The sequence below is a fragment of the Fundidesulfovibrio sp. genome (assembly GCF_058402725.1).
In genome coordinates, this window is record NZ_JBZVFJ010000072.1 from 1 (window position 1) to 19658 (window position 19658).

At 67.2% G+C, this 19658-nt stretch carries 25 protein-coding genes; 6 read left to right on the forward strand and 19 right to left on the reverse strand.

The genetic code is table 11. The features are described from left to right. The 18 genes from ACV4UX_RS10790 to ACV4UX_RS10875 all read right to left on the reverse strand — a co-directional run. The coding region (locus tag ACV4UX_RS10790) for an isopentenyl transferase family protein (RefSeq protein WP_491593292.1) at positions 1-406 on the reverse strand (406 nt) is incomplete at its 3' end. Further along, positions 403-924, reverse strand: coding sequence for a pantetheine-phosphate adenylyltransferase (gene coaD / locus ACV4UX_RS10795; RefSeq protein WP_491593293.1), 522 nt, complete (start codon positions 922-924; stop codon positions 403-405). The genes ACV4UX_RS10790 and coaD, both read right to left, overlap by 4 nt. Next, a complete protein-coding gene (rsmD, locus tag ACV4UX_RS10800) occupies positions 867-1463 on the reverse strand; it encodes a 16S rRNA (guanine(966)-N(2))-methyltransferase RsmD (RefSeq protein WP_491593294.1) in 597 nt (198 codons plus the stop codon). Before rsmD ends, coaD begins: the two co-directional genes overlap by 58 nt. A gap of 3 nt (positions 1464-1466) precedes the next feature. Then, positions 1467-3506, reverse strand: coding sequence for an elongation factor G (fusA, locus tag ACV4UX_RS10805; RefSeq protein WP_491593295.1), 2040 nt, complete (start codon positions 3504-3506; stop codon positions 1467-1469). Between the two features lie 4 nt (positions 3507-3510). Continuing rightward, the gene (locus ACV4UX_RS10810) at positions 3511-4326 is read right to left on the reverse strand and encodes a hypothetical protein (RefSeq protein ID WP_491593296.1); all 816 of its coding nucleotides are present in this window, start codon (positions 4324-4326) and stop codon (positions 3511-3513) included. A gap of 119 nt (positions 4327-4445) precedes the next feature. After that, complete coding sequence (locus ACV4UX_RS10815; RefSeq protein ID WP_491593297.1) at positions 4446-5180, reverse strand: outer membrane protein assembly factor BamD; 735 nt, start codon at positions 5178-5180, stop codon at positions 4446-4448. A gap of 19 nt (positions 5181-5199) precedes the next feature. Then, entirely contained in the window at positions 5200-6126 is a 927-nt protein-coding gene (gene trxB / locus ACV4UX_RS10820; RefSeq protein ID WP_491593298.1) for a thioredoxin-disulfide reductase, read from the reverse strand. A 3-nt stretch (positions 6127-6129) separates the two neighbouring features. Further along, positions 6130-6450 carry a thioredoxin gene (gene trxA / locus ACV4UX_RS10825; RefSeq protein WP_173084792.1) on the reverse strand — a complete coding sequence of 107 codons (321 nt, stop codon included), beginning with the start codon at positions 6448-6450 and terminating at the stop codon, positions 6130-6132. Between the two features lie 93 nt (positions 6451-6543). Then, a complete protein-coding gene (locus ACV4UX_RS10830; RefSeq protein WP_491593299.1) occupies positions 6544-7806 on the reverse strand; it encodes an HD domain-containing phosphohydrolase in 1263 nt (420 codons plus the stop codon). 21 nt (positions 7807-7827) lie between these two features. Continuing rightward, positions 7828-8880: a tRNA (adenosine(37)-N6)-threonylcarbamoyltransferase complex transferase subunit TsaD gene (tsaD, locus tag ACV4UX_RS10835; protein ID WP_491593300.1), complete on the reverse strand. Its 1053-nt coding sequence runs from the start codon at positions 8878-8880 to the stop codon at positions 7828-7830. Then, positions 8877-9893, reverse strand: a complete 1017-nt coding sequence (fbp, locus tag ACV4UX_RS10840; RefSeq protein ID WP_491593301.1) for a class 1 fructose-bisphosphatase — start codon at positions 9891-9893, stop codon at positions 8877-8879. Before fbp ends, tsaD begins: the two co-directional genes overlap by 4 nt. Before the next feature lie 12 nt (positions 9894-9905). Then, positions 9906-10757, reverse strand: a complete 852-nt coding sequence (locus tag ACV4UX_RS10845) for a hypothetical protein (RefSeq protein WP_491593302.1) — start codon at positions 10755-10757, stop codon at positions 9906-9908. Between the two features lie 85 nt (positions 10758-10842). Continuing rightward, positions 10843-11700, reverse strand: a complete 858-nt coding sequence (locus ACV4UX_RS10850; RefSeq protein ID WP_491593303.1) for a tetratricopeptide repeat protein — start codon at positions 11698-11700, stop codon at positions 10843-10845. Beyond that, entirely contained in the window at positions 11684-11995 is a 312-nt protein-coding gene (locus ACV4UX_RS10855; RefSeq protein WP_173084804.1) for an FtsB family cell division protein, read from the reverse strand. The genes ACV4UX_RS10850 and ACV4UX_RS10855 overlap by 17 nt, the downstream gene beginning before the upstream one ends. 9 nt (positions 11996-12004) lie before the next feature. Further along, positions 12005-12451 (reverse strand): hypothetical protein, encoded by a 447-nt coding sequence (locus ACV4UX_RS10860; protein ID WP_491593304.1) that lies wholly within the window; start codon positions 12449-12451, stop codon positions 12005-12007. A 20-nt stretch (positions 12452-12471) separates the two neighbouring features. Then, a complete protein-coding gene (pgsA, locus tag ACV4UX_RS10865) occupies positions 12472-13026 on the reverse strand; it encodes a CDP-diacylglycerol--glycerol-3-phosphate 3-phosphatidyltransferase (protein WP_491593305.1) in 555 nt (184 codons plus the stop codon). Positions 13027-13058: 32 nt separating this feature from the next. Further along, positions 13059-13994 carry a P-loop NTPase gene (locus ACV4UX_RS10870; RefSeq protein WP_491593306.1) on the reverse strand — a complete coding sequence of 312 codons (936 nt, stop codon included), beginning with the start codon at positions 13992-13994 and terminating at the stop codon, positions 13059-13061. Positions 13995-14018: 24 nt separating this feature from the next. Then, the gene (locus tag ACV4UX_RS10875; RefSeq protein WP_491593307.1) at positions 14019-14663 is read right to left on the reverse strand and encodes a protein-L-isoaspartate(D-aspartate) O-methyltransferase; all 645 of its coding nucleotides are present in this window, start codon (positions 14661-14663) and stop codon (positions 14019-14021) included. A 134-nt stretch (positions 14664-14797) separates the two neighbouring features. On the opposite strand from ACV4UX_RS10875, the gene ACV4UX_RS10880 reads away from it, so the two are divergent. After that, positions 14798-15229 (forward strand): CBS domain-containing protein, encoded by a 432-nt coding sequence (locus tag ACV4UX_RS10880; protein ID WP_491593308.1) that lies wholly within the window; start codon positions 14798-14800, stop codon positions 15227-15229. A gap of 32 nt (positions 15230-15261) precedes the next feature. On the opposite strand, the gene ACV4UX_RS10885 is transcribed toward ACV4UX_RS10880, so the two are convergent. Continuing rightward, the gene (locus tag ACV4UX_RS10885; protein ID WP_491593309.1) at positions 15262-16485 is read right to left on the reverse strand and encodes a M24 family metallopeptidase; all 1224 of its coding nucleotides are present in this window, start codon (positions 16483-16485) and stop codon (positions 15262-15264) included. Here ACV4UX_RS10885 and ACV4UX_RS10890 point away from each other — a divergent pair. The 5 genes from ACV4UX_RS10890 (at position 16484) to ACV4UX_RS10910 (ending at position 19542) form a co-directional block, all read left to right on the forward strand. Beyond that, positions 16484-17359, forward strand: a complete 876-nt coding sequence (locus tag ACV4UX_RS10890) for a DMT family transporter (RefSeq protein WP_491593310.1) — start codon at positions 16484-16486, stop codon at positions 17357-17359. The two genes, ACV4UX_RS10885 and ACV4UX_RS10890, sit on opposite strands and share 2 nt — an antisense overlap. A 76-nt stretch (positions 17360-17435) precedes the next feature. After that, positions 17436-17855: a CoA-binding protein gene (locus ACV4UX_RS10895; RefSeq protein ID WP_491593311.1), complete on the forward strand. Its 420-nt coding sequence runs from the start codon at positions 17436-17438 to the stop codon at positions 17853-17855. Position 17856: 1 nt separating this feature from the next. Then, a complete protein-coding gene (locus ACV4UX_RS10900; RefSeq protein WP_491593312.1) occupies positions 17857-18312 on the forward strand; it encodes a YkgJ family cysteine cluster protein in 456 nt (151 codons plus the stop codon). Then, positions 18309-19088 (forward strand): J domain-containing protein, encoded by a 780-nt coding sequence (locus tag ACV4UX_RS10905; RefSeq protein WP_491593313.1) that lies wholly within the window; start codon positions 18309-18311, stop codon positions 19086-19088. Before ACV4UX_RS10900 ends, ACV4UX_RS10905 begins: the two co-directional genes overlap by 4 nt. Before the next feature lie 13 nt (positions 19089-19101). Next, a complete protein-coding gene (locus ACV4UX_RS10910) occupies positions 19102-19542 on the forward strand; it encodes a hypothetical protein (protein WP_491593314.1) in 441 nt (146 codons plus the stop codon). Positions 19543-19658: the final 116 nt, after the last annotated feature.

Genomic DNA, 19658 nt, shown 5'->3' on the forward strand with positions numbered 1-19658 from the left:
CGCGGTCCCAGCGCTCCTGGACGGAGGAGCGCACGGCCTCTGGCACGTCCGGGATGGGGGCCAAACCTTCAAGCAATGCTTGAAAATAGAGGCCGGTCCCGCCCGTGAGGATGGGCACGAGGCCCTGCGCCAGGACCAGACGCACGGCCTCGGCGGCCTGCTGGGCGTAGGCCCCGGCGGAGACGGACGCATCCAGGGGCAGGAAACCGTAGAGATGATGGGGGCAGCGCGCCATCTCGGCCGGGGTGGGCTGGGCCGTGGTGACGGGCACGCCCCGGTAGACCTGGCGCGAGTCCACGTTGACCACCGCCCCGCCAAGGGCCTCGGCCAGGGCCAGGGCCGCGTCGGTCTTGCCCGTGCCCGTGGCCCCCAGCACGCACAGAACCCTGGCCGGGGATGGTCTCATCCGTGCTTCCTGCGGGGAGAGCCAGGCCCGAAGCGCTCGCGCAGCCTGCGCATGACAGGTTCGGGCACCAGGCCCTCGTAGTCGCCTCCGGCCTTGGCCACCTCCTTGACGATGGTGGAGCTGATGTAGAGCCACTTGAAGTCGGTCATGAGGAAGATGCTCTCGATGTCCTTGTCCATGCGGCGGTTCATCAGGGCCATCTGGAACTCGTGGTCGAAGTCGGAGACGGCGCGCATGCCGCGCAGGATCACGCTGGCTCCGGCGGAGTGGACGTAGTCCACCAGCAGGCCGTGGAAGGGCTCCACGCTGATGCGCTCCTCCTGGGCGAAGACCTCCTGGATCATCTCCACGCGCTCGTCCAGGGTGAAGAGGGTCTGCTTGGGGGTCTGGCGGGCCACGGCCACGATGATGCGGTCGAAGACCTTGAGGGCGCGGCGCACCAGGGAGCGGTGCCCCATGGTCAGGGGGTCGAAGGTTCCGGGGTAGACGGCGGTGGTGTGGTTTCGTTTCGGGTCCATAAGAGAATCCTGGTCTGTCCGTAGAGCCTGTCCGTTTCCTGGGTCCAGGACGCGGGCGGGGTTGGGGTGAGGGTCTTTTCCACCTCCACGGCGATCACGGTCTCCGGAGCGAGCCAGCCGCGCGCCTCCAGCAGAGCCAGGGCCGGGTCCAGCAGGTCGCGGCCGTAGGGGGGGTCCACGAATACGAGATCGTACGCCGCATGGGGAGGTTTGCGCAACAGGGCCAGCGCGTCCGCCGGATCGGCGTTGAAGCGTCGAGGTTCCAGGCCGAGCCGCCGGGCGTTCTCTGCGATGCGCCGGGCCAGGGTCTTGTTGGCCTCCACGAAGCGCACGTGGGCCGCGCCCCTGCTCAGGGACTCGAAGCCCAGGGCGCCCGTGCCCGCGAACACGTCCAGCACGCGCGCGCCGTCCAGTTCCACTCCGCGCGCGGCGAGCATGTTGAAGAGGGCCTCGCGGACCTTGGCCATGGCCGGGCGGCAGCCGTCGCCCTCCAGAGTGGGCAGGTCGCGGCCCTTGAAGGTTCCTCCCAGGATGCGCACGGGCTACTCCAGCAGGTCGAACCGGGAGAAGCGCAGCACCATGCCCGCCCGGCCCTGGGTGGCCGAGCGCAGCTCGGTGGAGAAGCCGAAGAGGCGGCGCATGGGCGTGAGCGCCTGCACCACCTTCTGGCCGCCCCGGTCGTAAAGGTTCTCGATCTTGGCCCCCTTGGAACCCAGAAGGCCGATCACGTCGCCCACGAAGTCGTCGGGCACGGCGATCTCCAACTCCATGATGGGCTCCAGGAGTGCGGGACCGGCGGCGTTCAGAGCGATCTTAAGGGCCTGGGAGGCCGCCATGCGGTAGCCCACGGCCGAGGACTCGCCCTCCAGACGCCCCAGGGACTCCACGCGCACCGACACGTCCAGCACCGGGAAGCCCTGGAGCGCTCCGGCGTTGAGCCCGTCTTCCAGACCTTCGGCCACGGCGTCCAGCCAGGCCTTGGGCCAGGCCTTGGGGTCCAGGGGCACGTGGATCTCCCGGCCCTTCTCGCGCGCCAGGGGGGCCACGCTGAGCGTCACCTGCCCGTAGTGCTTCTGCCCGCCCAGCTCGCGATGGAATTCGGCCTCGCCGCGAGCCTCGCGCGTGACGGTCTCCTGGCAGACCACCTGGGGCTTGCCCGCGCGGGGGGAAAGCCCGTGTTCGCGCCGGATGCGCTCCAGCACCACGTCCAGGTGCAATTCGCCCATGCCCGAGAGGATCAGCTGGCCGGTCTCCTCGTCGTGGATCAGGGTGAGGGTTGGATCTTCCAGGAGCACGCGCTGCACGGCCTCCTTGAGGCGGTCCAGCTCCTCGGTGTTGCGCGGCTCCAGGGCCATGGAGATCACGGGTCGGTACTGGGAGATGCTCTCCAGGAGCACAGGGTGCGCCTTGTCGCAGAGGGTGTCTCCTGTGCGCGGCAGCTTCATGCCCGCCAGGGCCACGATCTCGCCCGGACCGGCCTTGGCCAGGGGCTCCTTCTGGCTGGCGTGGAGGTGGAAGAGCCTGCCCAGGCGTTCCACCTTGCCCTGCGTGGCGTTGAGGGCGTCGGCCCCCTCGGCCAGGGTTCCCGAATAGACCCGCGCCAGGGCCAGCTTGCGCCCGGCCTCCATGATCACCTTGAACACCAGGGCGGCCAGGGGGGCCTTGGGGTCGGGCGGCAGCTCCACGGGCTTTCCGGTGTGCGTGTGGACGCCCACCTGCGGCGCGATGTCCAGGGGGCTCGGCAGATAGTCCAGCACGGCGTCCAGCACGGGCTGCACCCCCACGTTGCGCAGGGCCGACCCCGTCAGCACGGGCGTGACGGCGCGCGCCACGCAGGCGCGGCGCAGAACGGCGCGCAGGTTGGCCGCCGGAATGTCTTCGCCGCCCAGGTAAGCCTCCATGAGGGCGTCGTCGTGCTCGGCCAGGGTCTCCAGGAGCTTCACGCGCCAGGGTTCCGCCAGGGCGGCCTCGGCCCCGGAGAGCGGTTCGCGGCTGGGCGAGCCGTCGGGAAAGGTGATTTTCTCCCAGGTGATCAGGTCGGCCACCCCGGAGAAGTCCGCGCCCGCCCCCAGGGGGAACTGCACGGGCAGCGGGTTGGCCCCCAGACGGCGGCGCATGGAGTCCAGCACGGCCTCGAAGTCCGCGCCCGGGCGGTCCATCTTGTTCACGAAGGCCAGCTTGGGCACCCGGTAGTGCTCGGACTGGCGCCACACCGTCTCGGACTGGGGCTCCACGCCGGCCACGGCGCAGAACACGCCCACGGCGCCGTCGAGCACGCGCAGGGAGCGCTCCACCTCGATGGTGAAGTCCACATGCCCGGGGGTGTCGATGATGTTCACCTGGCGGCCGTCCCAGAAGCAGGTGGTGCAGGCCGAGGTGATGGTGATGCCGCGCTCCTGCTCCTCGGGGAGGTAGTCCATGGTGGCGGTGCCTTCGTGCACTTCGCCCATGCGGTGGATCTTGCCCGCGTAGAAAAGGATGCGCTCGGTGAGCGTGGTCTTGCCCGCGTCGATGTGGGCGATGATGCCGATGTTGCGAAGGGCCTCGATGCCTTTCCGGGAGCCGTGGGAGGGTGTCGCCATGGGTTCAACCGTAGACCAGGGTTCGGGTGAAGAAAAGGCCGCTTTCGAGTTGAGGCCAGTCCCACAGGGCCTCTCGCCCCGGCTCCAGCACCAGCGAGGCCCCGGCCGGGGCGAGCGAACCAGGCGCGAAGGCGGCGCGCAGACCGGACACATCGGAATCGGAAGGGTTGGCGTACTCAACGAGTTCCATGCCCGGGTGGGCGAAGCCGAGGGCATCGCGGTCCCAGGCTGAGCCCGCGTGGAGGGCGGCCCGTGTCGGCGCGGGGAGCCAGATGGCATCGCACCGGTCGTCCAGGCCCGCCAGGAGGCGGTCGCGGAAGGCCCTTCCGCCCAGGCAGGCCACAAGTCCCGGCCCGCAGGCGGCGGCCAGCTCCTCGATGCCCTGGCGCAGGGCCTTGGGCGAGGGCGAAAACACATGCTCCACGCCGCAGAGTTCCAGGGCCGCAAGCTGGGGGTCCGGCCAGCCGCCCTTCCCCGCCGGGCGTGCCGCCAGGACCAGTTTCGCTCGGGCCGCGACAGCAGGGACCACGGCGGCCGTGAGCTGGACGGGGGAGCGCGCCAGGGGCTCCAGGGCCAGCAGGAACCAGGGCCTGGGGGCCGTGCGCTCGGTGCGCCGTCCGGCGGGGTGATGCGTCGTGCGTTCGGCGCGCACCGCGCGCGTGGATTCGCGGGCTTCGTAGAGGACGGCGATGGCCGATTTGATGAGCGCCCTGCCCCGGTCGCCGGTGCGGGCGTAGGCCCTGGCGAAGCGGGCGTCGGGCACGCGACGGGCCTCAAAGGACGGGGGGACGGGGATCGTCGGGGTGTCGTCCTCGGTCATGGCGGGGCCTGACTCCCTTGGTGGCCGCGCCCGGGCGGGCCGCCGGAAAAGGACCGCCCGGACGGGCTGCGTCCGGGCGGGAAACAAGCGGAAAGGCGGCCCTCAGGCCGCCCATTCCGTTAAAGCCATTTCATGAAGTTGCGCCAGCTGCCTTCCACTTCCCTGCGCTCGGATTCGGTGAGCGTCTTCTGGTATTCCAGGTAGGAAAGCTGGGCTCTTTCCTTGGAATATTTGAAGATTTCCGGCAGGTCCTTGAAGTTTTCGGCCACGAACATGTAGCGTCGCCAGGCGGCACCGTAGCGGCCCGAGTTCCAGTAGAAGTCGGCCACGAAGATCTCGTGGGAGGCCATGCGCGTGCGGCACTTCACGATCCATTCCTGGGCGTCCTTGCCCCATTCGGTGTTGGGGTAGGCGTCTCGAAGGATGGTGAAGTACTGGATGGCCTCGCCGAGTCCGTCCTGGGGCAGGTCGATGGATTCGAGCCTGCGGTAGGTGGACACGCCGATCTGGTAGAGCACGTAGGGGATCTGCTCGTGGCGCGGGTGCAGGGCCTCGAATTCCTTGTAGGCGTCGGTGGCCTGCACGAACTTTTCGTCCATGAAGTAGGCGTCGCCCAGGCCGATGAGGCCGTCGGGGGTGTAGGGGCTGAAGGGGTAGCGGTCCTTGAGCTTCAGGAAGAATTCCTGCGCCTGGGTGTAGCGCTTCTCCCGCATGGCCTCGCGGCCCGCCTCCCAGAGTTCCTGGGCGGTGTCCTCGGGGGGGGGGAGGAAGAAATAGTCGATGAAGCCGCAGCCGGAAAGACCGAACAGCACGAGCGCCAGGCATCCGGCGCGCAGGAAATGGGATCTGGTCATGGGTGTGTGAGCCTGTTTGCTAGTGGCCCAATGTCTCCAAATAGGTGATGACCGTGCTGGCCGCTCCGGCCCCGTCGCCCACTGCCGTGGCGACCTGGCGCACGTTCTTGGAACGCACGTCCCCGGCGGCATAGATGCCCGGGATGCTGGTGCGATAGTTCTGGTCCGTGATGATGAAGCCCATGTCGTCGAGTTCCATGTCCGTGGGGAAGAATCCTCCCTGGGGCTCGTAGCCCACGAAGACGAACACGCCCTGCACGTCCAGGCGTTGGGCCTCGCCGGTTTTGAGATCGCGCGTGAGCACCCCTTCGACCTTGTCGGTCCCGAGGATCTCCTCCACCACCGTGGAACGCAGGAGGTGGATGGACGGATTGATCTCGCAACGCTCCTGGTAGCAGCGGGTGGCGCGGAAGTCGTCGCGCCGGTGGATGAGGTGGACCTTGCCCACGATCCTGGCCAGGTAGAGCGACTCTTCGAGGGCGGAGTTGCCGCCTCCGATCACCGCCACGTCCTGGCCCCTGAAGAAATTGCCGTCGCACAGGGCGCAGTAGGAGACGCCCTTGCCCAGAAGCTCCCGTTCGCCGGGGATGCCCGCCTGCTTGTAGCGCGCTCCCGTGGCGATGATGACGGCGCGGGCCTCGATCCATTCGTCGCCCACCTGGATGCGGTGAGCGCCCTCCCTGGGCTCGATGGCGCGAACCTCGTCGCCCAGGCGGGCGATGGCGGGATAGGCCTCCAGATGCTTGGCGAAGATGTCCGCCAGCTTCCACCCTTCGATACCCTCTGGGAAGCCGGGATAGTTCTCGATGAAGTGGGTCATGAGCACCTGGCCGCCCGGGGAGAGCTTCTCCACGAGGGCTACGGTAAGCTCGGAGCGTGCCAGGTAGAGGGCGGCCGTCATGCCCGACGGCCCTCCCCCGATGACCACGGCGTCGAAAGACTTCATGGATTACAGAGCCTTCTGGCTGATCATGTCCTTGATGGAGGATTTGGAGACTGCCCCGGTGATCTGCTCGACCACTTCCCCGGCCTTGAACAGGATCAGGGTGGGGATGGCGCGGATGCCGTACTTGCTGGGCGTGGAGGGGTTTTCGTCCACGTTCATCTTGGCCACTTTCACCTGGCCGGTGAACTCGTTGGCCAGTTCATCGATCACCGGACCCATGGCCCGGCACGGACCGCACCAGGGGGCCCAGAAATCCACCAGCACGGGGAGCTGGCACTTGAGGATTTCTTCTTCGAAATTCGCGTCGGTGACTTGGATGGCCATCTGGTAATCTCCTTTGGTGGCTTGGCTGCGGGGCGAGGACCCGCTCCGCGTGATGCAGCGATCCAGGGCGCGAACGCCCGGACTGCTTGGTTCTTACAGAACGTCCTCGATTTTGAGAAGTGAATAATTCCTGAATTTTTCGAAATCGGCGTCGGTGTCCAGGTAGGTGTGGCGGATGGAATCCATGGCGTCAAGATGCTCGAAGAGCACGCCCACAAGCTTGGGATCGAAGTGTCGGCCCGACTCCTGGGCCAGGATGTCCACCACCTTCTCCATGGGGAAGGCGGGCTTGTAGACCCGCCGCGAACTGAGCGCGTCGAAGACGTCCGCCACGGCCACGATGCGCCCCGCCAGCGGGATGTCTTCTCCCGCCAGCCGCCTGGGATAACCGGAGCCGTCCCATTTTTCGTGGTGGGTCAGGGCCACCACCTGCGAGGCCTTGAGCAGGGGATTGGAGCCACCCTTGAGGATCAGCGCGCCGATGAGCGTGTGGTACTCCATGGTGGAGCGCTCCTCGGGCGTGAGCTGTCCGGGCTTGTGCAGTATGGAGTCCGGGATGCCGAGCTTTCCGCAATCGTGCATGGCTGCGGCCCAGCGCAGGTGCTCGAGTTCTTCGCCCTCCATGCCCATGTGCCTGCCCAGGAGCACGGAATACTCGCTGACGCGCTTGATGTGGTTGGAGGTCTCCTTGTCGCGGAATTCCGCCGCCACGCCCAGGCGGAAGATGCTGTCGAGCCAGGCGTCCTGGAGATCGCTGGTGAGCTTGGCGTTGACGATGGCCACGGCCGCCTGGGAGGCGAAGGCCGCCACCACGGGGCTGTAGCTGGGGTCGAAGGGCACCACGTCCTCCCCGCACATGGCGTTGATGAGCTGGATCACCCCCACCACCCTGCCCGCCTGGTCCACCATGGGGGCGACCAGCATGGACATGGAGCGGTAGTCGTTGGCCTTGTCCCAGTTGGCGTTGAAGCTGTAGGGCGCGTCTTCCGGGATGCGGTTCACGTCGGGGATGTTCAGGATCTCCTTGCTCATGGCCACGTGGCCCGCGATGGAGCGGCTGTCCAGGGGCAGCTCGAAGCGCTTGAACATGGCCCGGACGTTCGGTTCCCCCAGGCGATCGAACAGGGTCTGGTTGTGGCTGGTTTCGAAGCGCAGGACGTTGCCTTCCAGCAGATAGACCGAGCCCGCGTCGGCCCCTGTCATCTTGCGCGCCTCGAAAAGCACCAGTTCCAGAAGCTCGCCCAGTTCCCGTGTGCTGGAAAGGGCCAGCCCGATCTTGACCAGCTGTCCCGAGAGGCCGTCCAGACGGAATTGGCCTTCTTCGCCGTGTACGAGGCAGTTCCGGGGGGATTTCATACAACTTCCCGCCTACACAAATCAGCGTGAATAGTCGAGCGGCACGGGGCGACCCCGGGGAATGGCCTCGAGGTCCAGCCCGTGGCGCAGGCCCGCCTGGGCGAGACGCTCGCCCAGCCAGGCGACCATGGCCGCGTTGTCGGTGCAGAGCTCCGGCGAGGGGAACACGGCCTCCACGCCGCGCTCGGCGCAGGCGGATTCCAGGTGGGCGCGGATCATGGAATTGGCGGCAACGCCTCCGGCCACCACCAGGCGGCGGGCGTCGGGGTGGGCGTCCATGGCCCGGCCGGATTTGATGCGCAGGGTGTCGGCCACGGCCCAGTTCACGCTGGCGCAGAAGCTGCGCAACCCCTCGGGGGCGTTCTCCAGGGGGCCTTCCGGCAGGCTCCCCAGGCGAAGTTCCGGGTGGGCCGCCACGTGCCGCGCCACGCAGCTTTTGAGGCCGCTGAAGCTGAAGTCGAGCCCGGGGTTGTTCACGTTGCCCCGGGGAAAAAGATCGCGCTCGGGCTCCACCCCCCTGCCCAGCAGGTCGATGTGCTTGCCGCCCGGATAGGGCAGGTTGACCATTTTGGCCGACTTGTCCAGGGCTTCGCCTGCGGCGTCGTCCAGGGTGCGTCCCAGAAGGGTGAAGTCCGTGGGCGACTCCATGCGGTAGAGGTGGGTGTGCCCGCCGGAGATGAGCAGGCCCAGCGCGGGAAATTCCAGTTCGCGCTCGAGTCCGACGGCCGTGAGGTGCGCGTGCAGATGGTTCACGCCGATCAGGGGCACGCCCAGGCCAAGGGCCAGCCCTTTGGCAAGGTTGACGCCCACCAGGAGGCTGCCAAGCAGCCCGGGGCCGCGCGCCACGGCCACGGCCCCGATGCGTTTCGGGTCAGTTCCCGTGCGTTGCAGCAGCAGCCGAAAGAGCGGCGCGGCCTTGCGCTGGTGTTCGCGCGAGGCCAGTTCCGGAACCACGCCGCCGAACACGGCGTGAAGCTCCTCCTGGCTGGAGAGGGCCTGCCCCATGAGACGGCCGCCCGACACCAGGGCCAGGGCGGTCTCGTCGCAGGAAGTCTCCAGCCCCAGGCAGATCATCGCTTGTGCTTGCGGTAGATCTCCTCCACCATCGCCACGTCCTTCTTGCTGCCGATGAACAGCGGCACGCGCTCGTGGAGTTCGGAGGGTTCGATATCGAGGATGTCGCGCAGGCCGTCGGAGGACGCGCCACCCGCCTGGCGGCAGATGAAGGCCAGGGGGCTGGCCTCGCACATCAGGCGCAGCTTGCCCTTGGGCTTCTTGGGGTCCTGCATGTCGGCGGGGTAGAGGAAGATGCCGCCGTAGAGCAGGTTGCGGTGAAAGTCCGCCACCAGGGAGCCGATGTAGCGCTGGGAGTAGGGCTTGCCCCTGCCGTTGAGGGCCGGGTTCTTGAAGTAGTCCACCACTTCGCGGGTGGCTTCGTCCCAGTAGTGCCAGTAGCCCTCGTTGACGGAGTAGACCTTGCCCTTCTCGGGGGTCTTGATGTCCGGGTGCGAGAGCAGAAACTCGCCGACGCTGGGGTCCAGGGTGAAGCCGTGCACGCCGCGCCCGGTGGTGTAGACCATCATGGTGGAGGTGCCGTAGAGGAAATAGCCCGCCGCCACCTGTTCGGCTCCCTTCTGGAGCACCTCACAGAGCCTGGCGGAGCACTCGCTCTTCTCCTTGCGTTTGAGGATGGAGAAGATGGTGCCCACGTTGACGTTGGCGTCGATGTTGGTGGACCCGTCCAGGGGGTCGAAGATGAGGATGTAGTCGCCCTTGGGCAGATGATCGGGAATCTCCACCAGGTCGGCGTTCTCCTCGCTGCCGATGGCGCAGAGCACGCCCGCGCGCTGCATGCGGTGGATGAGCACGGAGTTGGCGTACTCGTCGAGCTTGCGCACGGCCTCGCCCTGGACGTTGATCTCGCCCGTGAGGCCCAGCACGTCCACGAGACCGGCCTTGTTCACCTCGCGGGAGATGATCTTGGCCGAGAGGATCAGTTCGTTGAGCAGCGACGTGAACCGCCCCGTGGCCATGGGCGATTCCTTCTGGTGCAGGAGAAGGTGTTCCGTGACCGTGACCTGACGCATGGCGCTGGCTCCTTATTCCTGGGTTGCGGGCGAGGGATTGGCCCCGGCGGGCGTTTCGGCCTTGGGCGCTGGCTGGGGTTCCGGTTTGGCCTGCCTGGGCTCGGGCTTGGCGGCGGCCACGGCGTAGACCAGGCGCTCCTGGGCCAGGAACCGTGCCTGCCAGAGATAGGACGTTCCCCCGATCTTGTACTCGCCGGTGACCTCGCTCTTGAGCAGGTTCTTCCAGTTGAGCTTGGCCAGGGTCTCGGCCGCTGCCGAGTCGTCGCCGGCCCAGAGTACCGAACCGGGGGTGAGCACCATGAGTTGTCCCGATTCCGGGGAGAATTTGGTCAGCGCGCCCATGTCGAAGTGGGCCACGAGCACGCCCTTGAATTCGCTGTCGATGTAGAGGGGCTTGGCGATCATGACCTCGGCCCCCAGCTCGGAAGCGGCCACGTAGGCGGCCATCTTGCGTTCCTTGTAGCGGTTGCCGAGATCCATCAGGGGGGAGAAGTCCACGGGCTTCATGGAAAAGCCGGGCAGCTTGAGGGCCACTGAGCCGGAATCCGTAAGCACGGCCACGCCCGAGAGCCAGGGGAAGGCTTCCATCAGCCCCTGGCACCACTCCTCGTTGGGGGGCAGGTCCTGGGCGGAGAGCGAACGCACCAGGAACTCCATGCGTTCGTCCACAGGGGTGAAGAGGCTGGCCAGCTTGCGCACGGACGGGTTCGAGATGCCCGGATCCTGGAGATCGATGGAGGGATCGGTGTTGATCCAGTCTTTGTAGAAGCGTTTGGTGCTTTTCACGTAGGGCTTGACCGTGTCGCACCCCGGCAGGGCGAACAGTGCGCAGGCCAGCAGGGCCAGGAAGACGCGCTTGGACATGTGGGCGTTCCTTGTTGACGGATGAATGGCGGGGCGCCCCCGCGACGGGAAGGTGTACTCCCTGCCACGGGGGATTTCAAGCGGCTCAGGCGGTGGCGCGCGCGTCCAGGCGGTTGGCCAGGGCTTCGAGCATGCTCACGAGTTTGACTTTGGCTTTTGCCGGAGCGGCGGCCTGGGGTTTGGTCGCTGCGCCGCCGGAGGCCATCAGGGCCTTCAACTCGCCCATGCGGGCTTCGAGGATGGCGCGGTCCTGGCTGGTGGAGGCCAGGCGGCACAGCTCGCCGTAGATTTCGAGGGCAGAGGCGTAGTCGCCGTGGCTGGCCAGCAACTCGGCCATGGTGCGGGTCTTGACGCTTGCCGACGCGGCCTGGACGCATTCGGGCTGGGGAGGGGTGTTCCTCCCGGGCGCCTCCAAGTGTTGCGTGAGGGCCATCACCTCGCCCGCGCCGCGCAGGCTGAAGTCGCCGGCAGGGACGGCGGCGGGCTCCTCGTCGGCCGGGGCCGCTGCCGAAGCGGCTTCAGGAGCCGCAGGGGCCGAGGCGGAGGCCGGGAAGCCCAGGCCTTTTTCCATCACCTCCAGCCAGGAGACGTCGCGCCCGGCCAGGGCCATGGCCAGAAAGCGCAGCGCCAGGGCGGAGTCTCTGGAGAGGCCGGTGGCCTTGGAGGCCCAGTGGGTCCACACCGAGGGGTAGTCGGCGAGCAGCGACGAGAGTCCCTCGAAGGCGGCCGAGGCCTCGTCGGCCCGGCCCAGGCGGGAGCACAGCTCCACCAGGAGGAATTTGGCCTCCAGGTGCCCCGGGTGCAGGGGGATGGAGGCGCGCAGCACCTCCACGGCCTCTTCGGCCCCGCCCTGCTCCGCGAGCATCTTGGCCAGGGGGAAGAAGACCCGGGAGTTGGGGTCGTCGGAGAGAACCTCGCGATAGAAATCAATTTTTGATGTCATCGCCCACACTTCCTTCAGGGGATCGCCCTGGGAACAGATAGATGATCTCGTTGTCTCTCAGGTAGTTGCCGTGCGCCCGGGCCATTTTTTCCGTGAAGGCGCGGTCGGACTTGAGCCAGCGGATCTCCTGGCTCAGGTCCAGCGAACGGCCGGCCAGACTCTCAAGCCGTACCTTGAGCTGTTTCTGGTGGTTCTTGAGGTCTAGGTAGGCGAAAACGCCCTTGTCGCTCCAGATGAGATTGTAAAGCAGAATGGCGTTGCAAGTCAGGATGAGTGCCAGGAGCAATCGCCGCATGAAGTAGGCCTATTGGAGCGTCATGTTTTTTGGTGTGTCGTCGCGGGAACGGGCCACGGGAATCCGGAGTTCCTGGAGGAATCGTTCCGTGGCGGTCTCTATCCGCTCAACATCGTCCTCGTCAAGAGCTATGGCGTCCATTTCCTTGAGAAACGCCTTGAGCGTTTTGAATTCCGAAAGAAGGAGCTGCCCTGAATCGATGGAACGCAACATGGGTTCCAGTTCCAGAATGGTCTGGAGGCAGTTGATGATGCGTGCCGAAAGAACGGAAGGCTTTCTGTATCGCATGAAACGCCTGCATGGATCGATGGATGGACCCGTACGGAACGGGTGCTGTTCGACGATACGTCGTGCCGCGCGGCTTTGCAATCCCTGACGGGCGCATTTCTTCCCGCTGGCGGCAAAGCCGCCCTGCTCCGCGCTGCGCTCCGCGCAGGGCTGCAGGCAAAGCCGCAAAGCCGGCTTTGTCTGCAGCCTCAGGTCCTGGCCGGGGGCCAGGACCTGAAAAACGTATACATGTAATTGGCCCCCGACCCGATGGTCAGGCCCAACGCCACATAGAACAACACCAGCCCCAACGGCTGCGGGTCGAGTCCCCACGTCGGGTAGTGCAGGATGAGCGGGCACAGGGCGAACGTCTGGATGATGGTCTTGAGCTTGCCGAAACGGTCTGCCGCGATCACCACGCCCGCGTCCGAGGCCACGGCGCGCAGGCCCGTCACGGCCATTTCGCGCCCGATGATGGCTGCGGCGGCCCAGGCCTCCACCCAGTCCAGGCGCACCAGCATGATGAGCACCGAGCAGATGAGCAGCTTGTCCGCCAGCGGGTCCAGGAACTTGCCCAGGTTGGTCACCAGCCCCATGCGCCGCGCGATGATCCCGTCCACCACGTCTGTCACGGAGGCCAGTATGAACACGATCGTGGCGGCCACGCACATGCCCTCGCCGGGGAAATAGAGCATCGCCACCAGCACGGGCGCGACGGCGATGCGCGCCAGGCTCAGGATGTTGGGCAGGTTCAGGCCTTCCAAGGCGTCCTCCTTCCGCGCCGCTTCGAGGCGCGTCAACTCCTCAGGGTGGCGTGGGCCTCGATGCTGGACTTGGCCGCGCGGTCGATGTTGGCGGCCAGGGACTTCAGGGCCTCCTTCACCGGCGAGGGCTCGTCCATGAGCACCACCGGCCTGCCCACGTCCCCGGCGACCACCGTGACCGGGTCCAGGGGCACCGCGCCAAGGAATTCGATGCCGTATTTCTTCGCCAGTTCCTCGCCGCCGCCCTTCTTGAACAGGGCGATCTCCTTGGAGCAGTGCGGGCAGATGAGCCCGCTCATGTTCTCCACCATGCCCAGGATGTTGGCCTTGGCGTACTGCAGGAAGTTGATGGCCTTGCGCACGTCGGCCAGGGAGACCTCCTGGGGCGTGGTGACCACCACGCACAGGGCGTCGGGGATGGTTCGCAGCACGGTCATGTGTTCGTCGCCGGTGCCCGGGGGCGAGTCGATGACCAGGTAGTCCAGGTCGCCCCACTGCACGTCGGAGATGAACTGGCGGATGGCCGAGGTTTTCATGGGGCCGCGCCAGAGCACGGCCTGGTCCGGGTCCTTGAGCAGCGACTCCATGGACACCACGAAGAGATTCTCTCCGTAGGCCTTGGGCGAAACCTCGCCCATGGCGCTGGCCTCCAGGTTGCCCGAGAGGCCCAGCATGCGCGGCACGCTGGGGCCGTGCAGGTCCACGTCCAGGATGCCCACCTTGTTGCCCATGGCGGCCAGGGCGGCGGCCAGGTTCACGGCCACGGAACTCTTGCCCACTCCGCCCTTGCCGCTCATGACGAAGAGCTTGTAGGTGATGCGCGAAAGCGCCGTGCTGATGCGCGCGTTCTGGCGCGCGGTCTTCTCGTCGGCGCAGCCCGAGGGGCTGCCCTTGGAGGAGCAGGCCGAAGCCTTGGAGCAGCTGCCGCAGGCGCTCTGGCTCTCCTCACCCTTCTTCTTGATCTTCATATCCTTGCCATCCTTTCCGGCGCTCTACCAGCCGTGCTTCCCCACCAGGTCCACGAACGTCACCTGGCCCAGGGCCTTGCGGCCGATCCTGCCGTCCTGTTTCTTCACCATCACCAGCGTCTGGCTGCGCCGTTCCGCGCCCACGGGCATCACCAGAAGCCCCGGGTCGGCCAACTGCTCCAGGTAGGACTGGGGCACCTTGGGGCCACCGGCCGTGACCAGGATGCGCTCGAAGGGCGCGTGTTCCGGCCAGCCCATGGTCCCGTCGTCGAGCTTGAGGCGCACGCTCCCCAAACCCATGGCCGCAAGACGGTTTCCCGCCAGTTTGTGGAGTTCCGGCACGCGCTCCACGCTGTACACCTGCGCGCCCATCTCGGCCAGCACGGCCGTCTGGTAGCCCGAGCCCGTGCCGATTTCCAGCACCTTCATGCCCGGGGCCACGTCCAGCAGTTCCGTCATCCAGGCCACCACATAGGGCTGGGAGATGGTCTGGCCGTATCCGATGGGCAGGGGATGGTCCTCGTAGGCCTGGGGCTTGAGGGCCTCTTCCACGAAGAGGTGGCGGGGCGTCTTGCGCACGGCCGCCAGCACCGCCGGGGAGCTAACCCCACGGGCGATGATCTGTTCGCGCACCATGCGCTCGCGGCTTCGTCTCGGGTCGATGTCCACGGCTTCTCCACTGCGACGGCCAGGGGCATTACCCCACTTTGCGCCGGGACGCCAGACGCCCGGGCCGTCTTTACAGCCCCCTTCCCCGCTGTTAATGCTTTACTGGGGCAAAGACCCGAACCAGGAGAACCTCCATGCTCACCGTGCAAGACCTCATGACCACCCAGGTGTTCACCCTGCTCGAATCCGACACGCTCTACACCGCCCGGCAGATCATGGAGATGGCCCGCGTGCGCCATGTCCCCATCGTGGACGCCCAGGACCGCTTCATCGGGCTCATCACCCACCGCGACATGCTGGCCCTGGCCGTCTCCAAGCTCTCGGAGATCGACCAGTCCACCCAGGACGAACTCGACGCAGGCATTCCCCTCAAGGAGACCATGCGCCAGGACGTGGCCACCGTCGCGCCGGACACCCTCCTGCGCGACGCCGCGCAGATGCTCCTGGAGCACAAGTACGGCTGCCTGCCCGTGCTCGAAGACGGCAAACTGGTGGGCATCATCACCGAGGCCGATTTCCTGCGCCTGACCATCAGCCTCATGGACGCCCTGGACGAACGTGGCTGACGCGGCCGGGCCGACGCCCGGTCGCGTCGGCCCTACTCCACGGCGATCATCCCGAAGGCGTTGCCCGTGACGCATGTCGAGCCCGTGGCCGTCACCTCGAAGGTGTTCTCCACGCCCACCATGCCCACGCCCGGCACGCCCATCTTGGGCTCCACGGCCATGACCATGCCCTCCTCGAAGGGCTCGTCGAAGCCCTTGGCGAATACCGGCCAGGCGTCCACCACCAGGCCGATGCCGTGGCCCAGGAAGGGCACCTTGTTGCCGCCAAGGCCCATGAACCCCTCGGCGAAGCCGACGCGCTCCGCCCAGGCCCGGCAGTGCTCCCAGATCTGCGAGGGGATCGCCCCGGGCTTGAGGTTTTCGGCCGTCCAGGCCTGCACGTCCATGCAGAAGGAGTGGGCGCTCTTTACCGCGTCGGGGATCGAGGCTTCGGGACCGCCCCAGTAGACCTGGGTCTTGTCCGTGACGTAGCCCTCCAGGGCGAAGCCGCAGTCCACGGAGAGGGGCTCGCCCTTCTTCCACACCTTGCCCGCGTAGCCCATGAAGGGCACGGCCGGATGCTCGCCGCGAAGCCCCAGCGGCCCGTTGAACACGCTGGGATAGTTGCCCGAATCGCCCGCCGACACGTGGCCCAGGAAAATCTCCTCCCCGGGCGCGCCCATGCGCACCATGCCAGAATGCCCCAGTTCGAAGAAGGCCTCCCACACCAGGTGGGAAACCTCCCGTTCGCTCATGCCAGGGCGCAGGCGGCCCGGCAGCAGTTCCGTCATGGCCCGGTTGTGGCGCTCGCCGCACAGGCGCATCTTGGAAAGCTCCCACGGGCTCTTCACGGCCTGGGCCTTGGCCAGCGCCATGTCGCCCGCAACGAAGCGCACGTCCTTCACCCGGGAGGTGAAGAGCGTCGCCAGGTTCCAGGGCAGCGCGGCCATCTCGGCCGCAGCCACGGGCGAAAGGGGCGAGCCGGCCTCGGCGCACAGCCCGGCCACGTCGCCGTAGGAGCGGAAGGGGACCACCGTCCGCAAGGGCGATTCCAGCCGCGCGCGCTCGATGCCCTTGCGCACCATGAGCACCGGCTCGCCCTCCAGGGGCAGCCACAGCAGGCCGTTGCCAAAGGTTCCCGTCAGATAGTAGATGGCCAGCCGGGAAAAGACCACCAGACCGCCCGCCTCGGGGGCGAGCCGCGCCAGGTGCGCCCTGCACGCCGCGTGACGCCGGGCCATCTCACCCGCCGGAAGGATTTCCAAGGCTTCGAACATGTCCAAGACTCCGTTTCATGCCGCCGCGCTCGCGGCGCTTCTGGCGGCCATGCTGCTCTGGGGCGGGTCCTTCGTGGCCATGAAGGCCGCCGTCCAACACCTCGATCCATGGCTGATCGTCCTGGGCAGGATGTCGCTTGCCACCCTGGCTTTCACCCCGCTCCTGCGCCGCATGCCGCCCTGGCCCCTGGTGCGCGCGCACCTGCCGTGGCTTCTGCTCATGGCCCTGGCCGAACCCTGCTTCTATTTCGTCTTCGAAGCCAAGGCGCTCACCCTCACCCAGGCTTCCCAGGCCGGGGTCATCACGGCCATGCTGCCGGTGATGGTGGTCTGCGCGGCGGGGCTCTTCCTGGGCGAGCGCACCTCCGCGCGCGGCTGGGCCGGCCTGGCCCTGGGCGTGGCCGGGGCGGGCATGCTCTCCGCCTTCGCGCCCGAAGACGCATACTCGCCCGACCCCCTGCTGGGCAACCTCCTGGAGATGGCCGCCATGGGCTGCGCCACGGTGTACACTCTCTTGGTCAAACGCCTGGCCCCGCATTTCTCCCCGGCCTTCCTCACGGCCTTCCAGGCCGCCACGGGCACGGCGTTCTTCCTGCCCGCGCTCTGGTTCTCCCCCTGGCCCGCCGCGCTCAGCTGGCAGGGGCTGGCTGCGGTGGGCTACCTGGGTCTCTTCGTGAGCGTGGCCGCTTACGGCTGCTACAACTTCGCCCTCTCGCGCCTCCCGGCCTCCCGCGCCGCTGCTGCCGTGAACCTCATCCCGGCCTTCACCCTGCTCATGGGCTGGCTCTTCCTGGGCGAGACCATCCAAGGCTTGCAGTGGGCCGGTATCGCCCTGATCCTGGCGGGAACGCGTCTCACCGGACATACCTCTTGAGGCCGCCGGAGTTTGGCGTTAGAAAGCCCGATGCCGGGCCGTCGCCCGGAATCCAGGAATCCAAAAGGCGGCTCAGATGCTGTTGAACGAAGCCGATATGCGCGAAGCCCTCGCCGGTTGCCGCTCCGTGGCCGTTGTCGGGGCCAAGGACAAGCCGGGCAGCCCCGTGGACCGCGTGGGACGCTACCTGATCGAAAAGGGCTTCACGGTCTACCCCGTGCACCCCGTGCGCAAGACCGTCTGGGGCATCCAGGCCTGCCCCACCCTGGCCGACGTGCCCGGCCCCGTGGACATCGTCAACCTCTTCCGCGCCGCAGAGCACTGCCCGGCCCACGCCCGGGAGACCCTGGCCCTGCCCGCGCTCCCCAGAATCTTCTGGATGCAGCTGGGCATCTTCAGCTTCGAGGCCCGCTCCATCCTGGCCCAAAGCCCCGTGATGGTCATTGAGGACAGCTGCCTCATGGTGGACCACCGCCGCATCTTCCCCGACGCCTGACATGAAAGCCAACAACCAGGCCTTCGACTGCCGCCGCTGCGGCCACTGCTGCAAGGGCGCCGGCGGCATCGTGCTCACCGGCAAGGACCAGCAACGCCTGGCCCTCCACCTGGACGTCCCCCTCGACCGCTTCCTGGCCGACCACACCGTGCGCAAGGGAGAACGCGTCCTTCTGGGCGTGCGCGAAGACGGCTTCTGCATCTTCTTCCAGGACGGCTGCGGCGTGCACCCCTCCCGCCCCGACATCTGCCGGGCCTGGCCCTATTTCCGGGGCAACCTCCTGGACGAATCGAGCTGGGAACTCTGCCTGGAATACTGCGCGGGCATCAACCCTTCGCTCCCACACGAGGAATTTGTGCGCCAGGGCCTGGACGCCCTCCGCGAACAAGGCGTGGGCGGCTGCGGTGACCCCGACGCGCCAAGCGCCCTGCGCCTGGACGGGATCGCCAAGCCGTGAACGTCGCCGAGGCCCACAAGATCCTCGGCCTCGCCCCCGACGCCGGGCCGGAGGAGCTCAAAAAGAGCTACCGGCAGCTCGCCTTCCGCTACCACCCGGACCTCCACCCAGGCGACCCCCTGGCCAAGCGCAAATTCCAGCACCTCAACGAGGCCTACCTCCTGCTCAAACAGGTGATGGCCGAAGGCCCGCCAAAGGCAGCCAGGCGACCCGACCGGGACAAGGAACAGCCGAAAACCGACCCAAACGCCAAACGCAAGGCCAAGGCCGCCTATTCCAAACAGGCCTACACCAAGGCCGACGACCAAGGCGACACCAGGACCAACTACTACTTCCGCCGCGAAGACGTGCTCACCGACCTGCTCAAGGACCCCTTCGCCCGCCAGGTCTTCGAGGACATCTACCGCGAGCTCCACAAGCCGGGGGCAGCCCAAGGCCAGACCCAGGCCCAGGACAACGCCAGCCGCACCCTGGACATCCGCGCCGGGAAGTCCCGCCTGCGCATGGACCTCTCCGGAGGCCTCATGAACGGGCTCAAGGGCATGCTCCTCAAGCAGCTCGACGACGAACAGACCGTCCAGGTGCCGCCCACCTCCATCCTCCCCGGCGCGAAGCTGCGCGTGGGCGTCTCCCAGGGCCTTTCCGGCGAAAGCCGCACCGTGGAGTTCACCCTGCCCAAGGACTACACCCTGGGCCAGCCCATCCGCCTCAAGGGCCTCGGACGACGCCTCGGCCCCTGGAAGGGCGACCTCTACCTGCGCCTCACCCTGGGCTGATTACGGACTCCGCATGCACAAGCTCTACGTCCTCCTGCTGGCGCTCTCCATCCTGCTGGCGCTCCTGCTCTTCGCCTTCCTCAAGCCCCTTCGCGCCGCCCAGATGGTCGGTGGACCCTGCGACTACGACCAATTCCCCGGCATCGCCCGCATCCTGGAAGCCGTCCCTGTGCCCGCCGAGAAGGGCGCACCCGCCCTCCCGCAACGCTACCGCGTCCTGTTCAGCTTCGAGCCCGCCAAACGCGTGGACAACCCCCTCTACCAGCCTGCCAAGGCCCATGAATTCACCCTTTCCGGAGGGGAGCGCCCCACCAGGCGCTACCTGGACAAGTACCGCATCCGCCCCGGCGCAACCTTCCCCGCACGCCTGATGATCATCCGCAAAGGAACCTGCACCCCCGTGATGTTCACCCTGGACGGGGTGGACGCCGCCGACCACGACGCCGCTCGGTAACGCCCCCTAACACGCCAGGGCTCCGCCCTGGACCCGCCGGGAGGAGAGCCTCCCCCCGGACCCCGGCAGTTGCTTCGCGGGCTTCACCGGGTAGGACTGTGTTGCCGGAGGCGGGG